This window comes from Aeromonas lacus (assembly GCF_000764665.1).
GTDB classification, from domain to species: Bacteria; Pseudomonadota; Gammaproteobacteria; order Enterobacterales; family Aeromonadaceae; genus Aeromonas; species Aeromonas lacus.
Genome location: NZ_JRGM01000012.1, coordinates 39,244 through 58,062, shown reverse-complemented (window position 1 = coordinate 58,062; position 18,819 = coordinate 39,244). Strand labels below are relative to the sequence as shown.

The following is an 18,819-nucleotide window of genomic DNA, read 5'->3' as shown; positions in this document are numbered from 1 at the left end:
TAGCGAATATCCAGTCCGGCCCCTTTGCCAGCGGGGGCGCCGCGTGCTGGGAAAAATCGGCTTTCCCCTTGATTTGACGCAGCAATTCTCCACCCCCTTCACTGTTTATCCCGCCCCCTTGCGGTATCATGGCGCCATTCGGTTTGGCCCCGGCCACCCATGAGCGGGGCGCCCCTTTTGCAGGAATAAAGTTATGGAACAGTGTGATATCGCCATCGTCGGCGCCGGCATGGTGGGGGCGGCTACCGCCTGTCTGCTGGCGGCCCAGGGCCTCTCGGTACGGGTCATCGAAACCCAACTGCCGGAGCAATACGCGCCGGAGCAGCCGCTGGATCTGCGGGTCTCCGCCATCAGTCAGGCTTCGGTGGCGCTGCTGGAGCAGGCTGGCGCCTGGCACCATCTGCAGCAGATGCGGCTCTGCCCCTATCGCCGACTGGAGACCTGGGAGCTGGATGGCTTTGCCACCCGCTTCAACGCCGCCGACCTCGGCTTGCCTCAGCTCGGTTACATCATCGAGAACCGGCTGGTGCAGCTCGCCCTGCTCAAGCGGATGGAGGATTTCCCCAATATCCAGACCCACACCCCGGCGGCAGTGACCAGCCTGCGCCAGAGTGCGGATGAAGCTGTGCTGACTCTGGACGACGGCACCGAGCTGGCGGCCCGCTGGGTGCTGGCCTGTGATGGCGCAGAATCCCATACCCGCAAGCTGGCAGGCATCGGGGTATCGCGTTTCGAGTACCGCCAGCACTGCATGCTGATCAATATCGATACCGACTTCCCGCAGGAAGATATCACCTGGCAGCAGTTCACCCCGAGCGGCCCGCGCGCCTTCCTGCCACTGCCCGGCCAGCATGGCTCCCTGGTGTGGTATGACAGCCCGGCCCGTATCAGGGCGCTTGCCGCCATGAGTAACGAAGGGTTGGCTGCCGAGGTGCGCCGCCACTTCCCGAGCCGCCTCGGCGGCTTCACCGTCACCGGCAAGGGGAGCTTCCCGCTGGTGCGCCGCCACGCCAACAACTACCACGCTGGTCGGGTGGTGCTGCTCGGCGATGCCGCCCACACCATCAACCCGCTGGCGGGGCAGGGGGTCAACCTCGGCTTCAAGGATGTGGCCTGCTGGGCTGATCTGCTGCAAGGGGCTGGCGCCGACTGGCATCAGCTGGCGCTGGCCGAGCGCTACCAGCGCCGTCGTCGCCCCGACAACCTGCTGATGCAGTCGGGAATGGATCTCTTCTACGGGGTGTTCAGCAACGAGATTGGCCCCCTCAAGCTGGCTCGCAATCTGGCCCTCAATCTGGCTGACAAGGCTGGCCCCTTGAAGGAGATGGCCCTGCGCTACGCGCTTGGATTGGTGTAAGCGGGGGAGGATGCAGAAGGCCAATTGCCGCTCTGGTTGGGTTGCCTGCGCTGTTCATATCTGCAAGGTTGGCTGGATGGGCTGTGCAGGCGCGAAAAAGCGAGTATAACGGGTCGGCTATCAACCACGATTTGGGAGAGAAGGGATGAACAAGGCACTACTGGTGATCGATTTTATCAACGACATCGCCCATCCTGACGGTCGCATTGCGACCACGGCCGACCATGTGATGGAGCAGAACGCCATCGCGCATGCCAATGAGGCGATGGCTTATGCCCGCGCCCACGATTGGCTGGTGGTGCTGATCAAGGTCGGTTTCGACAGTCGTTATCAACTGCAACCCAAGGGTTCCCCCATGTTTGGCCGGGCCCATCAGCTTGGCGCCCTCTCTCTTTGCGACAGCGGCACCGATTTTCATGCAGAGCTCGATGTGCAGCCCGGTGATCTGGTGCTGGCCAAGCCCAGAGTTAGCCCATTCTATGGTACTGCGCTGGAACCCGCCCTGCGTGCCAACCATATCGACCACCTCTATCTGTGCGGCGTAAGCACCAGCTGGGCCATTCAGTCGGCAGCGCGAGATGGTCACGATCGCGATTACGCCATCACCATTCTGGAGGATGCCTGCGCGGCGGCGGATGCCACCGAGCACCACACCTCGCTGCGGATGCTGAGCCGTATCGCCGAGGTCATCAAGGTGTCCCAGCTCGACTGACCCTTTGGCAGCAGGCTGCGCTTGCTCGCTGTTTTGACATTTTGTCTGCGGCCCTCTGTTGGGCCGCAGCTGTTTTGGGCAACATGGAAAGATTGCCTGTGGCCACAAGGATGAGGACATGCGTTATCAGGGACGGATCGTGCGTTGGAACGAGGCGCGCGGCTTTGGTTTTATCGTGCCCGAGCAAGAGGGGGCGCAGAAAGGTGCCGAGCTGTTCGTGCACATCACGGCACTGCAAACAGATGGTTTGAGCCCGATGGCGGGAGAGCGGGTCTCCTATCTGATGGGGAGCGGTAAAGATGGCAAACCCCGCGCCGAGCAGGTGTTCTTCCCTGATCGTCCGCTGTCGCTGGCGGCGAGCCATAGATCTTCGCGCTCGGAGTCGGCTTCAAGCCAAGGCCGTTCGTATACTCCTGCCAGTACGTATCGTCGTCCGCGCCCTGTTTATCAGCGCCGTAGCCGCTGGCGCAGCACGTTTGTTCCCCTGCTTTTGGTGGCACTGTGCCTTTTCAGCTATTCCCGCTTCTCGGCCGAGTTGGGGATTCCCGCGCCTGCCACTCCTGTCAGCAGTGGTGAGAGCCGTATGGGTTCGTCTGCCGACACGACTGCATCGCTGCCAACCCGCAGCTATCAGTGCGATGGTCGCCAATATTGCTCCCAGATGACCTCTTGTGAGGAGGCGACCTGGTTTTTGCAAAACTGCCCTAATACCAAAATGGATGGAGAGGGAGATGGCATCCCCTGTGAAAATCAGTGGTGCGAGAATTAAATACTATTTCTAAATAAAAAATGGATGATTTGTTCTTTTTTTATCCGGTTTAGGAGCTGGCCTGAAACCTTGCCGGATGGTGTGACATGGTGACATTTGGTCTCATTTGGCTAAGTGAGAATTGGGTGCTTTACTCTACCTGCTGACTTGATTGTTAATAGGTGGCGAGGCGCCACTTTTGCCACAGGATGGCCACCATGATCGATAACATGCCTGGGGGGATGCGTCGCTTTGCCGAGCGAGTTCAGGACCTGGTTGCATTGCTAGATTCACTGGATGACCAGTTTGCAGTAATAGACGGCAACGGGGTGATCCATTATACCAACCTCGCCTGGAATCGATTCGCCGAGCAAAATGGCATGGCAAAGGGGTATAACTGGCGTGGCGTCAATTATTTAAGCGCTTGCGATGGCTCTGCTGAACCTTCGGCGCTGAGCGCTATTGAGGGGTTGCGACGGGTCTTGCTGCGTCAGCAGGAGAGCTTCTATCTGGAATATCCCTGCCACAGCCCGGATACCCAGCGCTGGTTCATGATGCGCATTGTTCCGGTCAAAGGGATAGATGCCGAGTTTTATGTCATCACCCATTCCAATATTACTGAACGGAAATTGCTGGAGCTGGAGGTGGAAAGCCTCTCCCTCCATGATGCGCTGACCGGGCTGGCAAACCGCAGACTGTTCAACAGTTTCCTGAACAACGAGTGGCGCCGGAGTGTTCGCGACAAGACTCCTCTCTCGCTCATCATGATTGACCTCGATAACTTCAAAGCCTGCAATGATCATCTTGGCCATCAGATGGGTGATGGTTCCCTCCAGCTGGTGGGCCATCTGTTGCAATCCTTTTGCCAGCGCCCGGCCGATCTGCCCTGCCGCTTTGGCGGTGACGAGTTTGCTCTGATCCTCGGTAATACCAACAGAGAGGCTGCGCAACGGATTGGCGAGGAGATCCGCCAGGCCATCCACGATCTCGACATCGTGGTGGCGGATAATATTCAACTCAGCGCCAGTATTGGCATTGCCACCTACACGGCAGAGCAACCACTGGAGGGGGAAGTGGCGTTGCTGGCAGCCGCTGATGCGGCGCTCTATAGCGCCAAGGGGGCGGGTAAAAACCGTAGTTATTGCACCAACTGTTGAGCCTGACCGCAGCTTTTGTTGTTAATGCGCCCCCTTCTGGGGGCGCATTGTTTTGGCTGGGTATTGAACAACCCATAGCCGCTGCCATCAGCGCTCGGGCGTGGCCGAGATTGGCGTGGGGTGCGCGGCGATCACCAGCTTGACGAAGCTGTCGCGGATGGGATCGGCAAACAGGGGATTCCATACCAGACTGACCTCCCACTCGGAATTGGGGCCAGAGAGAGGATAGAGGGTGACGTCAGGGCCGGCGATAAAGCTGACGCTGCGCGGCAGGATGGCGTTGCCGATACCGGCGGCGACCAGCGCTACCAGAGTCTGGATATCTTCGGCCTCCTGGATCATCCCGGTCAGCCGGTTGGCGCCGAGAAAGCTGGCGATCTGCTGGCTGAGGCCGGGGCAGCGATGGCCCACCATCTGCAGCAGCGGCTGGCTGGTCAATGCCTGCTGGACATCGAACGATGCCGGATCAGGCTGGGTCATCCGGGTTGGTACCGCCAGCACCAGCCGATCAATAAGCAACCTGTGTTCGCGCAACTGCGGCAGCTGCGGGCGGCGCATAAAGCCAAGCTGGAGCTGACCGGAGAGCAGCTGCTCCTGCTGGATGGCGGAGGGCATGTCCTGCAGATGCACCATCACATCGGGCACCTGCTGTTTGAAGCGGGCGACCAGCGAGGGGGCCAGCGCAAAACTCGACAGACCAAAGCCAATCTTGAGCCGACCGGCTACCCCGCTCGCCACCGCCAGCGCATGGCTTTCAAACTCCCGCCCGTGCTCGACCAGCGCACTCGCCTGGGTCAACAGCTGGGCGCCGACGGCCGTGAGTTCGGCGCCGTGACGACCGCGATTGAACAGGGTGCTGCCGAAGGTCTGCTCCAATCCCTGGATCTGCTTGGTGAGGGCGGGCTGGGTAATGAAGAGGCGATTGGCCGCTTCCCGGTAGTTGGCGGTCTCTGCCAGCATCACGAACGCCTGCAGTTGTTTAAGGTCGAATTTCATTCTGTTTGGTTATCGAAAGTGGCCATTTGCTCATTATAAATTATCTAAATGCCCTGTTCTAATGGCGCTGAAAGGGGAGCCGAGTCCCCTCCGGTCTGGAACAAGGAGTCATATCATGTCTACCCAACGCTATCTCTTTTTGATGAAAGGCACCCTGGTGCTGGCCCAGCCGCTGGCCGCACCTGAAACGGGGGAGTTGCTCGTCAGCCTGCTGCAACAGGGTTTTGTGGTCGGCCCCTTGCAAGTGTGGGCTGGCAGTGCCGAGCAGGCGCTCGCCTGTTATGAGCGTGCCGCCCAGCAGCAGGCCTTTGCCGATGCGCTCTCTGGCTCTCTGCCCGAGCTGGCCGGGGTGTCTGTATGAGAGCCTGTATGAATGCCTGTATGAGTGCTGGCATGAACACGCTCACCCTGTCGGTATCCGCCCTGTTGCTCGATATGGATGGCACTCTGGTCTGCTCGACCGGTGATGTGGAGAAGGTGTGGCGGCTCTGGTGTCAGCATCATCAGCTTGCCCCTGAGCCGGTGTTGGCTATGTGCCACGGTATGCGCTCACGTGAGGTGATCCGCGCGCTGGCCCCGCAACTGGATGTGGAGCGGGAAGCGGCGCGGCTCGACGAGCTGGAGATGCTGCATACCGGCGGCGACGCCATCGCTGGGGCTGGCGAGTTGCTGCACTGTTTGCCGCCACAGCATTGGGCCATCGTGACCTCCGCCAGTGAGCGGGTTGCCCGTCACCGCCTGCGTTGTGCCGGTTTGCCGCTGCCCAACCTGCTGGTGGGGGCTGAAGCTGTGATCAATGGCAAGCCCGCTCCCGAGCCCTATCTTCTGGGGGCTGAACGGCTTGGTGTCTTGCCCGATTGTTGTCTGGTGTTCGAGGATGCCCCAGCCGGTATCGAGAGTGCCCTGCGTGCAGGTTGCACTGTGGTGCAGGTAGGAGGCGATGCGCCGCTCAATCCGGCGGTGGTGGCGGTGATCCGCGACTGGTGCGAGGTGAAGGTGGAGTTGGGGGAAGGTGACTCCCTGCTGGTGACGCTGCCCGCCTGAGCGATGGAGATAAGGGGTTGTGGCTGCATATGCGCTATGAGCCATCCGCACTCTATGTTGCAATAAAAACGCCCCCGAACTGCGGGGGCGTTTTGCTTTCTCAACGGTTATTTGAAAACGCGGAAACGGGTGGCGTCGTCGATAAAGGTCTTGTCGCCGGCCGGTTGCTTGATGCTGCCAAAGGGCATCTGGGCGCGCAGCTGCCAGCTGGCGGGCAGGTTCCACTCCTTGCGTACCGCCTCGTCGATCAGCGGATTGTAGTGCTGCAGGGAGGCGCCGATCTTCTCCTGCGCCAGCGTTGTCCAGGCCGCAAACTGGGCGATGCCGGTGGCATGTTCCGACCAGATGGGGAAGTTGTCGGCATAGAGGGCGAATTTTTGCTGCAGATCCTTGATGACGTCGGTGTCCTCAAAGAACAGCACGGTACCGAAGCCTGCGCGGAAGCTGCCATCCACCTTGGCCTCACTCTGGGCGTAGGCCTCCGGTGGCACGATCTTTTTCAGCTCTGCTTTGACGATATCCCACAGCTTGTGGTGCTGGGCGCCAAACAGGATGACGGCGCGGGAGCTCTGGGAGTTGAAGGAGGAGGGGCTGTGTCTGATGGCATCCTGGATCAGGGCCGCCAGCTGCTCCGGCGTGTGGGAGACCTGGTCGCCCAGGGCATAGATGGTACGACGTGCTTTGATCTGTTCGATAAACGGACTGCTCATAACATCTCCTTTGCTTGATAGTCACCGGGCGCCAGCCTTGTGGCCAGCCATCCCCTGTTGTTCAAGCTATAGACTATACCACCCGATTATCTTCCGGGCGCTTACATGCAGTGGGTTCACTTTCAACCGGGGGTAAAAAACCGTCTGCAGGCGACCGGCTTGATCGCCTGCAGACGGAGCTGGTTTAGCTGAACAGCAGGTAGGAGAGGGTTATGCAGCAGATGATGCCCGAGATGATGGGCACCGAGGTGCGCTTGATGATCTCGATGGGGTTGCTGCCGGTGATCGAGGCGATGACGATGATCACTGCGGCGACCGGCGACATGGAGCGGATCAGGTTGGCGGTGAGTTGCATCGGCAGGGCCACTGACACGCTGTTGACCCCGACCTTCTCGGTGATCTCGGGAATGATGTTGATAAAGGAGTAGAAGACCGCCAGCCCGCTGCCGCTGATAAAGCCGATCAGCGCCGCCGTGCCGGAGAAGAAGAACATCAGGATGGAGCCGACGCCATCGATGTGTTTCACGCTGTCCACCAGGGTATCTATGATGCCGATGGCTTTGAGCCCCTCCACCAGCATGCTGGCCGCCACGATGAGCGAGACCACCTGAGCGAGCCCCGTGCCCATGCCGGTAAAGAAGATGGCGAACTCTTTACTGGTCTCCTTGATATTGCCTTTGCGCAGCAGCTCCACCCCTATGGTGAGCAGCAGACAGACGAAGGTGATCTCCACCAGCCCGAGGGAGATGTGGGTGAAGCAGATGCCGAACAGCAGCACCAGCACCAGCGGCAGTACCGGGAAGAGGCCGTAGTAGGCGGGCGGCAGCCCGGTCGGCACGGCGAGCGACTCCTTTTTTTCCTCCAGTCCGCCGCGCGCCTGCTGGCGCTTGTCCATCGCCTTTTGCCAGAAGTAGTGCACCACCGCCATCAACGCCAGCGTCGGCAGCGAGATGGGGGCGTGGTAGGAGACGATGTACTCCACCAGCGGGATCCCCAGCTTCTGGGCAGCCAGCACGTTATCGGCCCCCAGCGGGCTGGGCATGATGGTGGCAGTGGTAGCGATGACGGCCCCGGCGGTTAGGGAGGACATGTTCGACGCCTTCAGTACCGGATAGAGGGTCGCCATCAGCAACACCGCCAGACTGGCAGCGCTCGGCACCACCAAGGAGAGCAGGTTGCCCAGGAGGAAAATCACAGGCACCAGCAGGTAGGGGGAGCGGATGCGGCTCAAGGGGCGGGTCAGCAGCATAACGGTCACGTCGTTGGCGCCGATGTGGCTCATGTAGCTGGAGAAGCCGAACAGCACCATGATGGTGAGGCCGACATTGCCCATCTGGCTGATGAAGATCTGCTTGATCTGGACGAAGGGGTCAAGCCAGCTGAGGCCGCTACTCTCGGCTTCAGGCAGCAGCGGGTGACCCAGTCCGACGGCCGCAAACATCAGCAGCAGCCCGGCGCCAAACAGCACTATCTTGGCATCGTAGTTTTTGGCGATGAGATAACCACAGATGACCAGGATCAGGGTGCTGACAATTATTTCCAGCATGTTTCCAACACTCTCTTCTTGATGTGAATGGGCCAGCGAGCTGGCGGTTCGGGATCAGATGGCGCGGGCAAGGGTTTCCATGCACCAGGCCCTGAATCCGGGCACGTCGATATCGAGACACACCTCGGCGTTGGGCGCTCGCTTGAGCCGGTTGTTGATATCCACCGAGGTGGTGCCCAGGGTGTGTTCACCCCGGGTCTCGATGGCCACATGGCAGGCCCGGGTGATAAAGAGGTCGGGGAGCACCAGATAGGCGATGGCGCAGAGATCGTGCATCTTGAGCCCGGTCTGCATGCTGCCGCCGCGATAGTGGCCGAACAGGGCGTGGAGCATGGCGCCAGTGCGGTTGAGGGCGGGCAGCGCTGCAATCATCTCGCCGGTCAGGGTGGCCCGGCTGGTGACATCGAGCCCGCACATCACGATGGGCAGGCCGCTGCTGAAGACGATGTGGGCTGCCTCCGGATCCACGTAGATATTGAACTCGGCATTGGGGGTGTGGTTGCCCCGACCGGCCGAGCCCCCCATCAGCACGATCCGCGCGATCTTCTCCCGACACTCGGGGTGCAGGGTGAGCAGCAGGGCTATATTGGTCAGCGGCCCGATGGGCACCAGCGTCATGGGCTGTTCGCTGGCGAGCAGGGTGATCTTCATGGCTTCGACGGCATGCATCGGCAGCGGCTGTTGCCCGGGCTCGGCGAACTCGTAGCCATCGAGGCCGGAGTGGCCGTGGATGTGGCTGGCATCGTCGAGGGGGCGCACGAGGGGCTGGCTGGCCCCCTGTGCCACCGGCACCTCTTTGCCGAAAAAGTGCAGCAGGCGCAGGGCGCTGCGGGTGGTCTTGCTGACATCGACGTTGCCGGCGACCGTGGTGATGAGCGCCAGCTCGATCCCGGGATGAAACAGGGCGGCGGCGATGGCAACGGCATCGTCGATGCCGGGGTCGGTATCCAGAATAATGGCGACAGGGTTCATGCTGTTCTCCTCGGGGTTAATCGGCTTGGCGGGCATCGGCGTGGGGCCAGCAGCAGATGAAGGGGTCGACAATCTCGCGGGTCAGGCCATCGGTGAGGCCGAGATCGGTCAGATGGGGCCCCGCATTGCAGGCAAGACAGGTCCCCTCGATGGCCTTGAATACCCGGTAGGGGGGCTCCCACTCCACCACCTTGCCGCTCACTTCGCGCAGGGCGTGGAAACTGGCCGCCAGCTCGCTGGCAGGCAGGTCGGAGAGCATGCCCGCGATGGGCATGGCAACGTGGGCCAGTACCTTACCCTGCTGGACGACGGCCATGCCGCCCCCGCTGGCGATCAGGGTGTTGGCGGCCAGCATCATCTCTTGCGGGTCGCGCCCCAGCACCACCAGATTGTGGGAGTCGTGGGAGTAGCTGGTAGCGATGGCCCCTTGCAGCTCGCCCCACCCTTCCAGCAGCGCCAGCCGGGTGCCCGCCTGATGGCGGCCGTGACGGTGTTGCACCGAGATGAGGCTAAATCCCGCCGGCACAATCACTTGACCCTCTTTGACCTCCACTTCGGTTTCACTCCACTGGGTGAAGCGAGCCCCCTTGATGGTCTTGAAGCGGGCCCGTCCCGCAGTCAGCCCGGGCACCCGAATGACAAAGTCCTCAAGGGTGCGCAGGGGGATCTGCATGGTGTCGCGCGGCGCCTGGCAGCCAGCGACAGGCTCGGAGGGGGTGAGAATGGCGCCATGGCGGGCGACCCGCTGGCCGCCGCTGTAGACCCAGAGCGGGTTGAGATCGGTGAGGTTGTCGAATACCACCAGATCGGCGCAGCGGCCGGCAGCGACCAGCCCCAGATCGTTGCGCTGCAGGCGGATGGCGGCGTTGAGGGTGGCCATCCGCAGCACGTCGGGCACCGCCAGCCCCAGCTCTGCCAGCAGTTTGACCAGCGCAATCATGCCCCCCTTCTCCAGCAGCATGTCGGGCGGCACATCGTCGGTACAGAGGGTGATTTGGGAGGAGAGGTGGGGCAGCTGTTTCAGCGCCGTGACGATCTCCGGCAGCAGGTAGGGGTGGGAGCCGCGCAGCTGCAGGGTGAGCCCGGCCCGCAGCTTCTCCAGCGCATCGGCCGCCGAGGTGAGTTCGTGATCCGAGCTGACCCCGGCCGCCAGATAGGCTTGCAGCCGGTGACCACTGAGGCCCCGGGCGTGTCCCTCAATCAGGGCGTTGCGCTGCAAACCGGCGTATAGGATGCCGGTCATCCGCTCGCTGCCGCCGAGCACCCCCTGCATGTCCATCACCTCGGCGATCCCCGCCACCTCCGGCCACTCCAGCATGGTGGCCATCTCGGGGCCGTGGAAGTCGGCGCCAGACATCTCGAGACCCGGCGTCGAGGGGACGCTGGAGGGGGCGGCGCAGATGACCCGCAGCGGCAGATTGCGGCTGGCGTCGATGGCGTAGCGCACCCCCGCCAGTCCCAGCACATTGGCCAGCTCGTGGGGATCCCAGAAGATGGTGGTGGTGCCCTGCGCGACCACCACATCGGCGTAGCGCTCCGGCGTCAGGTGGGAGCTCTCCACATGGACATGGCTGTCGATAAGACCGGGCGAGAGATAGGCGCCAGCCAGATCGTGGGTCTCGCGTGCCTGCTGGAAGGTACCGACCGGATGGACGCTGGCGATCAGCGTGCCGACCAGTCCCACGTCGACGGGGCGGATCTCGCCGGTCACCATGTCGATCAGGTTGGCATTGGTCAGCAGCAGATCGAAGGGGGCTTCGCCGAGGGCCGCCTGCACGGCGCGGCGGCGCAGGTTGAGGGATGCATCTTGTTCACACATGAAGGAGATGGCCTGACAAGGGGAATAATGGGCCCACTTTAGGGAGGGGATTGGCTCGTGCATAGCGCAAAGAATTTATAACTGGATAAGAAAGGGTTATGCTGCTGCAAACGTTTTTCTCCGGTTGTCGATTTCATGTCCGAACCCTGGCGCCGTCTGCCTGCGCTCTCTCTCAAGCAGATCCAGTATTTTGTCACTCTGGCCCAGCTGCGCCACTTCACCGAAACGGCCAATCAGATGGCCATCAGCCAGCCCGCCCTGAGCAGTGCCCTGCGCCAGATTGAATCTGTGCTTGGCGGCAAACTGTTCCATCGCACCGCGCAGGCGGTCACCCTGACCGAACAGGGGGAGGCGATCCTGCCCCACGCCAAGGGGTTGCTCAATGTAGCCCACGCCGCTTTTGCCGATATGCAGCAGGTGATGGTCGAAGGGGGCGATGGCACCCTGCGCATCGGTCTGATCCCGTCTGCCTGCACCCTGATGTTTCCGCTGGCGGCCGCCCGTCTGCAGCAGCAGTTTCCGGGATTGCGGGTCGAGTTTCAGGATCACACCAACGACGGTCTGTTGCAGGCGCTGGCCGAGGGGTCACTGGATGCGGGGATTGGCGTGCTGGATGGCGAGTTGCCCGATTCGCTGGAGGTGACGCCGCTGCTGGACGATGCGCTGGTGGCGGTGATTAACCGGCAGGATCCGCTGGCAGAGGAAGAGACCATCTGCTGGCAGGAGCTTACCCGCCGCGACATCGCCCTCTTTGCCAGAGGCAACGTCAGCCGACAGGTCAACGGGCTGACCCAGAGCCAGCTGCCCGGGCTCAAACCCAGATACACCACAGATTATGTCGAGACACTCTACGGCCTGGTGCGCTCCGGGCTGGCGGTTGCCATCCTGCCCGGGCTCTATGCCGCGAACCAGTGCGATCCCCAGCTCAAGGTCGTGGCGTTGCGCGAACCGGTGCTGAGCCGCACCCTGGCGCTGATGTGGGCGAAGGGGCTTTCCCGTTCAGCTCGCATCGATGAGGGGCGCGCGCTGCTGCGTCAGGTCATCATGGCGCAGTACGCCGCATCCTCCTCTCGCTAAGCGGCAGCAGGGCTGGTGACAGGAGCTGTCCGATGGCCGCTTGACCCTGACGGGGGCAGATGGCAGCAACTGCCCCTGGCAGCCCTCTTCCACTCCTGACGTTTCACCTTTTTCCCCTTCTGATTCAATTCGTTGCATTGATGGCTTCGCCTGCATTCCTGATTCGGCGCGACTTGAGCTGCATGAGTGGCGATTGCCCCCCATCTGGTGATTAACCCGCCCCTTTGTATAGTGCCGGTGGAATTAATCAGGTTTGGCAGGAGTACCCATGGAGATGAATTCGCGCGCGCTTCGCGCACTGGCCCTGTTGGGCGCCTTGCTCGCTGGCTGCACGACCGTGCACGCCTCCGAGACCCTCAATACCATTCTCGGTGGCGGCGCAGGCGGGGTGGCGGGCACCATGATCGGCAAGGAGCTGGGGGGCGATACCGGTGCGCTGGTTGGTGCGGCCATTGGCGGCGCAGCCGGTGGTGCGGCGACGGCAAACAAGGGCAACAAGAATGAAGCGGCGCTCGGTGGTGCCGTGGGGGCGCTGGGCGGTGCCGCCATCGGCAAGAGTGTCGGTGGCGATACCGGCCAGCTGATTGGCGCCGGGGTTGGCGGGGCGAGTGGCTCGGCCATCGGTGCCAAGACCGGTGATGGCCACCAGAGTCAGGATCGCTATTACGATGATGATGACCACCATCACAAGCACCACAAAAAGCACAAGAAGCACAAAAAACACAGATGGCATGACGACGATTGATCGCCATCTGTCGTGAATGGCAGGGATGAAACAACGGGGCCAGTGGGCCCCGTTTTGCATGTTTGATCAGACCAGCCGGTGCTGGCGGCGACCGGCGGCAAAGGCGTTGATGTTGTCGATCAGCTGGTCGGCCAGCCGCTGCATCGACTCCTCGCTGGCCCACGCCACATGAGGGGTCAGAATGAAGTGGGGGTATTGCAGCGCCTTCATCAAGGGATGGTCGGGGGGCGGAGGTTCGACGCTCGCCACATCGAAGCCGGCACCGCCGAGGCTACCGTTGGCCAGCGCGCGCAGCAGCGCCTCCTCATCCACCAGACCACCGCGGCCGACGTTGATCAGCAGGGCACCCGGTTTCATCAATCCCAGCTCCCGCTCGCCAATCAGGTTGCGGGTGTAGGGGGTGAGCGGGCAGTGCAGGCTAATGACGTCCGAGCTCTGCAGCAGCTCGTCGAGGGGCAGCCGATCCTCATCGTGACTGGCGCCGACCTGACTCTGGGCGTAACGCACCGTCATCCCCATTCCTCTGGCCCGCTCGCCGAGTGCCTGACCCAGGGTGCCCTTGCCGATGATGCCAAGCTGCTTGCCGTGCAGATCCATGATGTTGTGGTCGAAGAAGCAGAACTGGCCGCTCTGTTGCCAGCGCCCCTCCAGCAGCGACTGGCGCCAGCAGAAGAGGTTGCGCGACAGGGCCAGCATCAGCGCCATGGCGTGTTCCGGCACCGAGGGGCCCGAGTAGTTGCGGATATTGCACACCCCGACGTTGGCGGCGCGGCACGCCTCCAGATCCACGTTGTCGCTGCCGGTGGCGGCGAGTGCGATGAGTTTGAGCTCCGGCAGTTGAGCGAGCTCGGCGGCGCCGATGCGCACCTTGTTGATGATGGCGATGCTGGCATCTTTGAGCCGCTCCACCACCTGTTCCGGGGCGGTACGCGGATAGCTCTGCCAGTGGTGGGGAAAGTCGGGGTGATGCAGGGTGATGCCCGCATCCAGGGTATCGCTGTCGAGAAACACAATCTGCTGCATGTACCTTCCTGCCATATTCGGGTTTGAACCGTCATGATGCCAAAAAGGGCGCCATCAGAGCCAGTATGCCGCGCCATGGCGGGTGGGCTTTCTCCGGCAGATGTGATGTTGCGCGCGCTTTGTGGCGCGGGTCAGAGCCAACCCAGATGGTTGAGCCACCCCTGAATGCGGGTGGGGGTTTCGCCCAGTTCCATCAGGGCGTAGGGGCGATAGTTGAGCTTGTGGCTGCGGCGGCTCTCGGCCTGACGTGCCTCGGCCGCCAGCAGCGGCCAGCGGCCGCCATCCTCCTGATAGAGATCCAGAGTAGGGATGGTGCCCTGCGCTATCTCTTTTGCGAGGATCTGGTTGCTCTGCTGGTCGGGGAAGAAGCCATCGAGCAGCACCAGCGCATCGGGGGCGGGCAGCTGTTCGCTGGCGATAAGGTTGGCAGTCCAGGCTGCGCCGGTGCCTTGCGCCAGGATCAGCTTGAAGCCCCCCTCCTGCAGCTTGGCATCGGCCAGTTTGCTGATCCGCTCGGCCAGTTGCTTGCGAAAGGCGTCGCTCTCCTTGGCTTTCTTCTCGGCGGCAGGGTCGAGCTCGGTCTGTTGGGGAGAGGGGAGCAGCAGCAGGGTATCAAAGCCCAGTTGGCTGAGGGCGCGGGTCAGTTGCCAGAGCTGACCGCTGCGCTGCCAGTCGGGCAGCAGGATGGCGAGCCCCACATAGTTGTCGCTGTCGTGCTTGGCAAACAGCACCGTCTGTTTGTCGATCTGGGTGGCTTCGGGTTGCCCTTTCCAGTCGCTTGCTTGCCAGTGATCGAGGGGGAGTGGCTCTGTGATGGGCGGCGCAACGTCGCTCGCCTGTGCGACATGGCCAGCCAGCATGGTCAATAACAGCAGTGATAAGGATAATCTGGCCATAGTATGCTCCCCCGGTTATCTGGGTTAGCGGCGGCAGCGCGATTTTCTGAAGGGGGAGGCGGCGTTATGGCCGCGAACAGGCAATAAAAAAGCGAGCCGGTGGCTCGCTTTTTTGCAATCAATTTAACGTGGTCAATTAGTTGACGCGACGCTTGAATTCACCGGTGCGGGTATCGATTTCGATCTTGTCACCGATCTCTACGAAAGCTGCAACAGCCAGTTCGTAGGTAGTGCCTTTCAGACGGGCAGGCTTGGTCACTTTACCGGAGGTGTCGCCACGGGCAGCCGGCTCGGTGTACTCAACTTCGCGCACGATGGTGGTCGGCAGTTCTACGGAGATGGCTTTCTCGTTGTAGAAAGTCACTTCACACAGATCTTCCATGCCGTCTACCAGGTAGTTCAGCACGTCACCCAGGTTGTCTTTCTCTACGTCGTACTGGTTGTACTCGGTGTCCATAAAGACATACAGGGGGTCGGAGAAGTAGGAGTAGGTGCACTCTTTACGCTCCAGCTGAACAACGTCCAGCTTGTCGTCGGCCTTGAAGACAGTCTCGGTGGCGCTGCCGTTCAGCAGGCCTTTCAGCTTCATTTTGACCACGGCGGAGTTACGGCCGGATTTGTTGAATTCAGCCTTCTGGACCACCATCGGCTCGGTGCCGATCATGACTACGTTACCAGCGCGGATTTCCTGAGCGGTTTTCATGTAAAAAATTCCTGTTCGTGAAACGGACGGATAAAAACTGCCAGATTATATACGGCTTTCCAGAAATTTCACCAACCTCGTGACGAGATCCCCATCCCGGAGCAGCTTCTGTGACCAGAGTCGCCCATGTTGCTGCCAAATCGCGCTATATCGGGGCCATTGGGCCCAGAGTGCGCGGCAATCTTCACCACGGTTGAGAGCCAGATTGAAGCGGCGCAGCCATTCGGCGCAATCGGCAGGCAGATTAGTAAGATAGTGGTCGAGGAACTGCTCCAGCTTGACCAGATGGGCCTCCTCCTCCTGTTGGTAGATATGCCAGAGGAAAGGACGAGCCGCCCACTGGGCCCGCACGAAGGAGTCCTCTCCGCGCACCAGATTGAGATCGCAGCTCCATAGCAGTCGATCGTAACCGGCCTGATCGGTCATCGGCAGCAGCTTGATGGTGAGATTGCCCGAGTGGAGCAGATCCCCCGCTTTGGCGGTGGTGATGGCCCCTTCAAGGTTCGCGCCGCGCAGCACATCCTGCAGCGAGCGCCCGATCGGCAGCAGCAGGGTGACGGGCGTGGTGCTCTGGCACCAGCTCTCGACCAGACTTTGCAGCGCATCGCTCTCGTAGGTAAAGAGGCTGACCCGCAGCTCGTTCTCTTGTCTGGGCGGCAAACCGAGGCTGGCCCAGTAGGCTGCCAGTCCCGCTTCATCTTGCTGCCACTGCTCCCGTTCGGCGATGAGGTCGTGCTCGCACAGGAGACCGCCGGTTTTAGCGGTAAAGCCCGGGAAGAAGAAGAATTTGTTGAGGCTTTTGCTGCCAACCCGTTGTGGCGAGGCGAGGCCGTGGCAATCGTCGACCCAGCTCTCCGCCGAGAGGTACTCCAGATTGATCCAGCAGGGGGGGCTGGGTTGGCTCGCCATGAGTTCGGCCATTTGTGCAATGAAGGGGGCGGGCAGTTCGCAGGCAAAGGCCTCGATCACCACTCTGGCCGGGGTCATGTCGGTCGGCAGGGACTCATGCCAGTGCTGGATATAGATGCCATCGACCCACTGACCATCCTGCGCCGGGTCGAGCCCGGGGCAGATGCGGGCGAAGCTTGCCAGATCGTCCACCCAGAGCCGCACCTGAACCTCATCGCCATGTGCCGCAATATTCCCTTCCCGTTTTAGCTGGCGGGCGAGTCGCCAGGTGACGCCGATGTCGCCAAAGTTGTCGACGACGCAGCAGAAGATGTCCCAGTCAAACGGGGGCAGGTGAGTGGTCATGGCTCGGGATCCCAGATGCAAAAAAACCGGTGCGCAGGGTAGCACACCGGTTGACTGGCTTCTAACCGTCAGCGCGTGACGGCGGTCTGTAGCAGGTTACTCCTTGCCGTAGACGTTGTTCTCTTGCTCGCGCACCCGGATAAAGGTAGTGCGCTTGGTCAACTCTTTCAGCTGGCTGGCACCGACGTAGGTACAGGTGGAGCGCACGCCGCCCAGAATGTCGCGCACGGCGTTCTCGACCGGGCCGCGGTAGGGCAGCAGTACGGTTTTACCCTCAGAGGCGCGGTATTCGGCGACGCCGCCGGCGTGCTTGTCCATGGCGCTGGAGGAGCTCATGCCGTAGAACTTCATGAAGGGTTCGCCGTCTACATCGACGATCTCGCCACCGCACTCTTCGTGGGCTGCCAGCATGCCACCCAGCATGACGAAGTCGGCGCCGCCGCCGAAGGCTTTGGCGACATCGCCCGGGCAGGTGCAGCCGCCGTCACCGACAATCTGGCCGCCGAGGCCGTGGGCCGCATCGGCACACTCGATGATGGCAGAGAGCTGCGGGTAGCCGACGCCGGTTTTGACGCGAGTGGTGCAGACAGAGCCCGGGCCGATGCCGACCTTGACGATGTCTGCGCCGGAGAGGATCAGCTCTTCGACCATCTCGCCAGTCACCACGTTGCCCGCCAGAATGACGTGGTTGGGGCAGGCTTCACGAATTTTGCGCACGAACTCGACGAAGTGTTCGGAGTAGCCGTTGGCCACATCGACACAGATGAAACGCAGCGCTTCGGACATGGCGAGGATCTGGCGGGTCTTGGCGAAATCTTCAGCCGAGGTGCCGGTGGAGACCATCACATGGCCCAGCAGCGCCGGATCGGTCTCGTTGACGAAAGCTTGCCACTGCTCAAGGCTGTAGTGCTTGTGTACCGCGGTCATCATCTCGAAACCGGCCAGCGTGCGCGCCATGGCAAAGCTGCCGACGGTATCCATGTTGGCGGCGATAACGGGTACGCCTTGCCATTGGGTCTGAGTGTGTTTGAAGGTGAACTGACGGGTCAGGCTTACTTGGGAACGGCTCTTGAGAGTAGAGCGCTTGGGGCGGAACAGGACATCCTTGAAACCGAGCTTCAAGTCTTCTTCGATACGCATTACAAATTCCTTATTGAGCCTTGTTGAAAGTCACTTTTGCAGTGGCAAATTTTCGGCAGGCGCAAAAAAACCGGTGGTTTTCAGGCCCTCCGGTTTACAACAGTGTAGGCAAAAATCCCTTCAGAACAAGACTGATAATTCACTCATTGTTGTGGTAGCCTTTGGCGTCACAACCTGAGGTTGGCCACAAGCTTCATCCAGCACCTTATCTTGCCCTCCGTTTACCTCTTTTCTCTCTGTTTTCAACCCCATGCAATCGGCGTCGTTGCTGCCACCGACTGTCGTCTGCCGTTGCGGTTTGCCGGGCAGGTTGCGGCTGGTTACCACAAATCGGGTTGACCCCCGGGTTGGCTGTGATAGATCTGGGCGCAATATCGACAAGGCGAGAGATCGTGATGGGCAAAACATTGTTGAGTGCCGCCATCCTGTGGGGGCTCTGTGGCAGCGCACTGGCGGCAACACCGACCAGCTATGGCTGGGTCGAGAAGGGGCTCATCATGCCGATCGGTGTGGCGGTGAAGATGAAGCTCGATACCGGCGCGCTCACCTCCTCTCTTGATGCGCGCTCCCTCGTCCACTTCAAACGGGATGGGAAACCCTGGGTGCGCTTCATGCTGGATGTGACCGATGCCGACAGCGGTGAGCGGGTCAAACAGCAGTTCGAGCGCCCGGTGGAGCAGAGCGTGACCATCCGCGGCGCCGGTGGCATCGAGCAGCGGCCGACCGTCACCATGTCCATCTGTCTGGGGGATAAGGTGTACGAGGAGTGGTTCACCCTGCGGGATCGCAGCGACATGATCTATCCGGTGCTGCTTGGCCGCCGCCTGCTGGCGGATCTCGGCCCGGTGGATGCCAGCCGAACCTTCACCGTGCAGCCAAATTGTCATTGATAGCAAACAGCCCGCATCGCGGGCTGCTTG

General features: G+C 61.4%; 19 protein-coding genes. 9 read left to right on the top strand and 10 right to left on the bottom strand.

The features are described 5' to 3' along the window. Window positions 1-193: 193 nt before the first annotated feature. From LG31_RS0101240 to LG31_RS0101225, 4 genes are all read left to right on the top strand, one after another. Complete coding sequence (locus LG31_RS0101240) at window positions 194-1,357, top strand: FAD-dependent oxidoreductase (protein ID WP_033112694.1); 1,164 nt, start codon at window positions 194-196, stop codon at window positions 1,355-1,357. A gap of 145 nt (window positions 1,358-1,502) precedes the next feature. Beyond that, complete coding sequence (locus LG31_RS0101235; protein WP_033112693.1) at window positions 1,503-2,069, top strand: cysteine hydrolase family protein; 567 nt, start codon at window positions 1,503-1,505, stop codon at window positions 2,067-2,069. 118 nt (window positions 2,070-2,187) lie between these two features. Next, window positions 2,188-2,838 carry an excalibur calcium-binding domain-containing protein gene (locus LG31_RS0101230; RefSeq protein WP_033112692.1) on the top strand — a complete coding sequence of 217 codons (651 nt, stop codon included), beginning with the start codon at window positions 2,188-2,190 and terminating at the stop codon, window positions 2,836-2,838. Between the two features lie 197 nt (window positions 2,839-3,035). Next, complete coding sequence (locus tag LG31_RS0101225; RefSeq protein WP_033112691.1) at window positions 3,036-3,974, top strand: sensor domain-containing diguanylate cyclase; 939 nt, start codon at window positions 3,036-3,038, stop codon at window positions 3,972-3,974. 87 nt (window positions 3,975-4,061) lie between these two features. Here the strand turns inward: LG31_RS0101225 and LG31_RS0101220 are convergent, their stop codons facing one another. Next, on the bottom strand, window positions 4,062-4,970 hold the full coding sequence (locus LG31_RS0101220) for a LysR family transcriptional regulator (protein WP_033112690.1): 909 nt from the start codon (window positions 4,968-4,970) through the stop codon (window positions 4,062-4,064). A 115-nt stretch (window positions 4,971-5,085) separates the two neighbouring features. Here LG31_RS0101220 and LG31_RS0101215 point away from each other — a divergent pair, with 115 nt between their 5' ends. Both LG31_RS0101215 and LG31_RS0101210 read left to right on the top strand, forming a co-directional pair. Then, window positions 5,086-5,331 (top strand): hypothetical protein, encoded by a 246-nt coding sequence (locus LG31_RS0101215; RefSeq protein WP_033112689.1) that lies wholly within the window; start codon window positions 5,086-5,088, stop codon window positions 5,329-5,331. A gap of 32 nt (window positions 5,332-5,363) precedes the next feature. Continuing rightward, complete coding sequence (locus LG31_RS0101210) at window positions 5,364-6,014, top strand: HAD-IA family hydrolase (RefSeq protein ID WP_033112751.1); 651 nt, start codon at window positions 5,364-5,366, stop codon at window positions 6,012-6,014. A 107-nt stretch (window positions 6,015-6,121) separates the two neighbouring features. Here the strand turns inward: LG31_RS0101210 and LG31_RS0101205 are convergent, their stop codons facing one another. The 4 genes from LG31_RS0101205 to LG31_RS0101190 form a co-directional block, all read right to left on the bottom strand. Continuing rightward, the gene (locus LG31_RS0101205) at window positions 6,122-6,724 is read right to left on the bottom strand and encodes a nitroreductase family protein (RefSeq protein ID WP_033112688.1); all 603 of its coding nucleotides are present in this window, start codon (window positions 6,722-6,724) and stop codon (window positions 6,122-6,124) included. A 184-nt stretch (window positions 6,725-6,908) separates the two neighbouring features. After that, window positions 6,909-8,270 (bottom strand): C4-dicarboxylate transporter DcuC, encoded by a 1,362-nt coding sequence (dcuC, locus tag LG31_RS0101200; protein WP_033112687.1) that lies wholly within the window; start codon window positions 8,268-8,270, stop codon window positions 6,909-6,911. Window positions 8,271-8,324: 54 nt separating this feature from the next. Further along, the gene (gene rihC / locus LG31_RS0101195) at window positions 8,325-9,242 is read right to left on the bottom strand and encodes a ribonucleoside hydrolase RihC (protein ID WP_033112686.1); all 918 of its coding nucleotides are present in this window, start codon (window positions 9,240-9,242) and stop codon (window positions 8,325-8,327) included. A 16-nt stretch (window positions 9,243-9,258) separates the two neighbouring features. After that, entirely contained in the window at window positions 9,259-11,061 is a 1,803-nt protein-coding gene (locus LG31_RS0101190) for an adenine deaminase (protein ID WP_033112685.1), read from the bottom strand. Between the two features lie 135 nt (window positions 11,062-11,196). Between LG31_RS0101190 and LG31_RS0101185 the strand changes: the two genes are divergently transcribed. Next, window positions 11,197-12,138, top strand: coding sequence for a LysR family transcriptional regulator (locus tag LG31_RS0101185; protein WP_033112684.1), 942 nt, complete (start codon window positions 11,197-11,199; stop codon window positions 12,136-12,138). A 268-nt stretch (window positions 12,139-12,406) separates the two neighbouring features. Continuing rightward, a complete protein-coding gene (locus LG31_RS0101180) occupies window positions 12,407-12,883 on the top strand; it encodes a YMGG-like glycine zipper-containing protein (RefSeq protein ID WP_033112683.1) in 477 nt (158 codons plus the stop codon). A gap of 66 nt (window positions 12,884-12,949) precedes the next feature. On the opposite strand, the gene LG31_RS0101175 is transcribed toward LG31_RS0101180, so the two are convergent. The 5 genes from LG31_RS0101175 to LG31_RS0101155 all read right to left on the bottom strand — a co-directional run bounded on the left by LG31_RS0101175 (window position 12,950) and on the right by LG31_RS0101155 (window position 17,899). Continuing rightward, window positions 12,950-13,906 carry a D-2-hydroxyacid dehydrogenase gene (locus LG31_RS0101175; RefSeq protein ID WP_033112682.1) on the bottom strand — a complete coding sequence of 319 codons (957 nt, stop codon included), beginning with the start codon at window positions 13,904-13,906 and terminating at the stop codon, window positions 12,950-12,952. Window positions 13,907-14,037: 131 nt separating this feature from the next. Next, the gene (locus LG31_RS0101170; RefSeq protein WP_033112681.1) at window positions 14,038-14,802 is read right to left on the bottom strand and encodes a DUF3530 family protein; all 765 of its coding nucleotides are present in this window, start codon (window positions 14,800-14,802) and stop codon (window positions 14,038-14,040) included. A 136-nt stretch (window positions 14,803-14,938) separates the two neighbouring features. Then, window positions 14,939-15,505, bottom strand: coding sequence for an elongation factor P (gene efp, locus LG31_RS0101165; protein ID WP_005335100.1), 567 nt, complete (start codon window positions 15,503-15,505; stop codon window positions 14,939-14,941). A gap of 45 nt (window positions 15,506-15,550) precedes the next feature. Next, entirely contained in the window at window positions 15,551-16,759 is a 1,209-nt protein-coding gene (earP, locus tag LG31_RS0101160; RefSeq protein WP_033112680.1) for an elongation factor P maturation arginine rhamnosyltransferase EarP, read from the bottom strand. A 96-nt stretch (window positions 16,760-16,855) separates the two neighbouring features. Beyond that, the gene (locus tag LG31_RS0101155; protein WP_005348017.1) at window positions 16,856-17,899 is read right to left on the bottom strand and encodes a GMP reductase; all 1,044 of its coding nucleotides are present in this window, start codon (window positions 17,897-17,899) and stop codon (window positions 16,856-16,858) included. A gap of 395 nt (window positions 17,900-18,294) precedes the next feature. Here LG31_RS0101155 and rloA3 point away from each other — a divergent pair, with 395 nt between their 5' ends. Further along, complete coding sequence (rloA3, locus tag LG31_RS0101150) at window positions 18,295-18,789, top strand: retropepsin-like aspartic peptidase RloA3 (protein ID WP_033112679.1); 495 nt, start codon at window positions 18,295-18,297, stop codon at window positions 18,787-18,789. The last annotated feature ends 30 nt before the right edge of the window (window positions 18,790-18,819 follow it).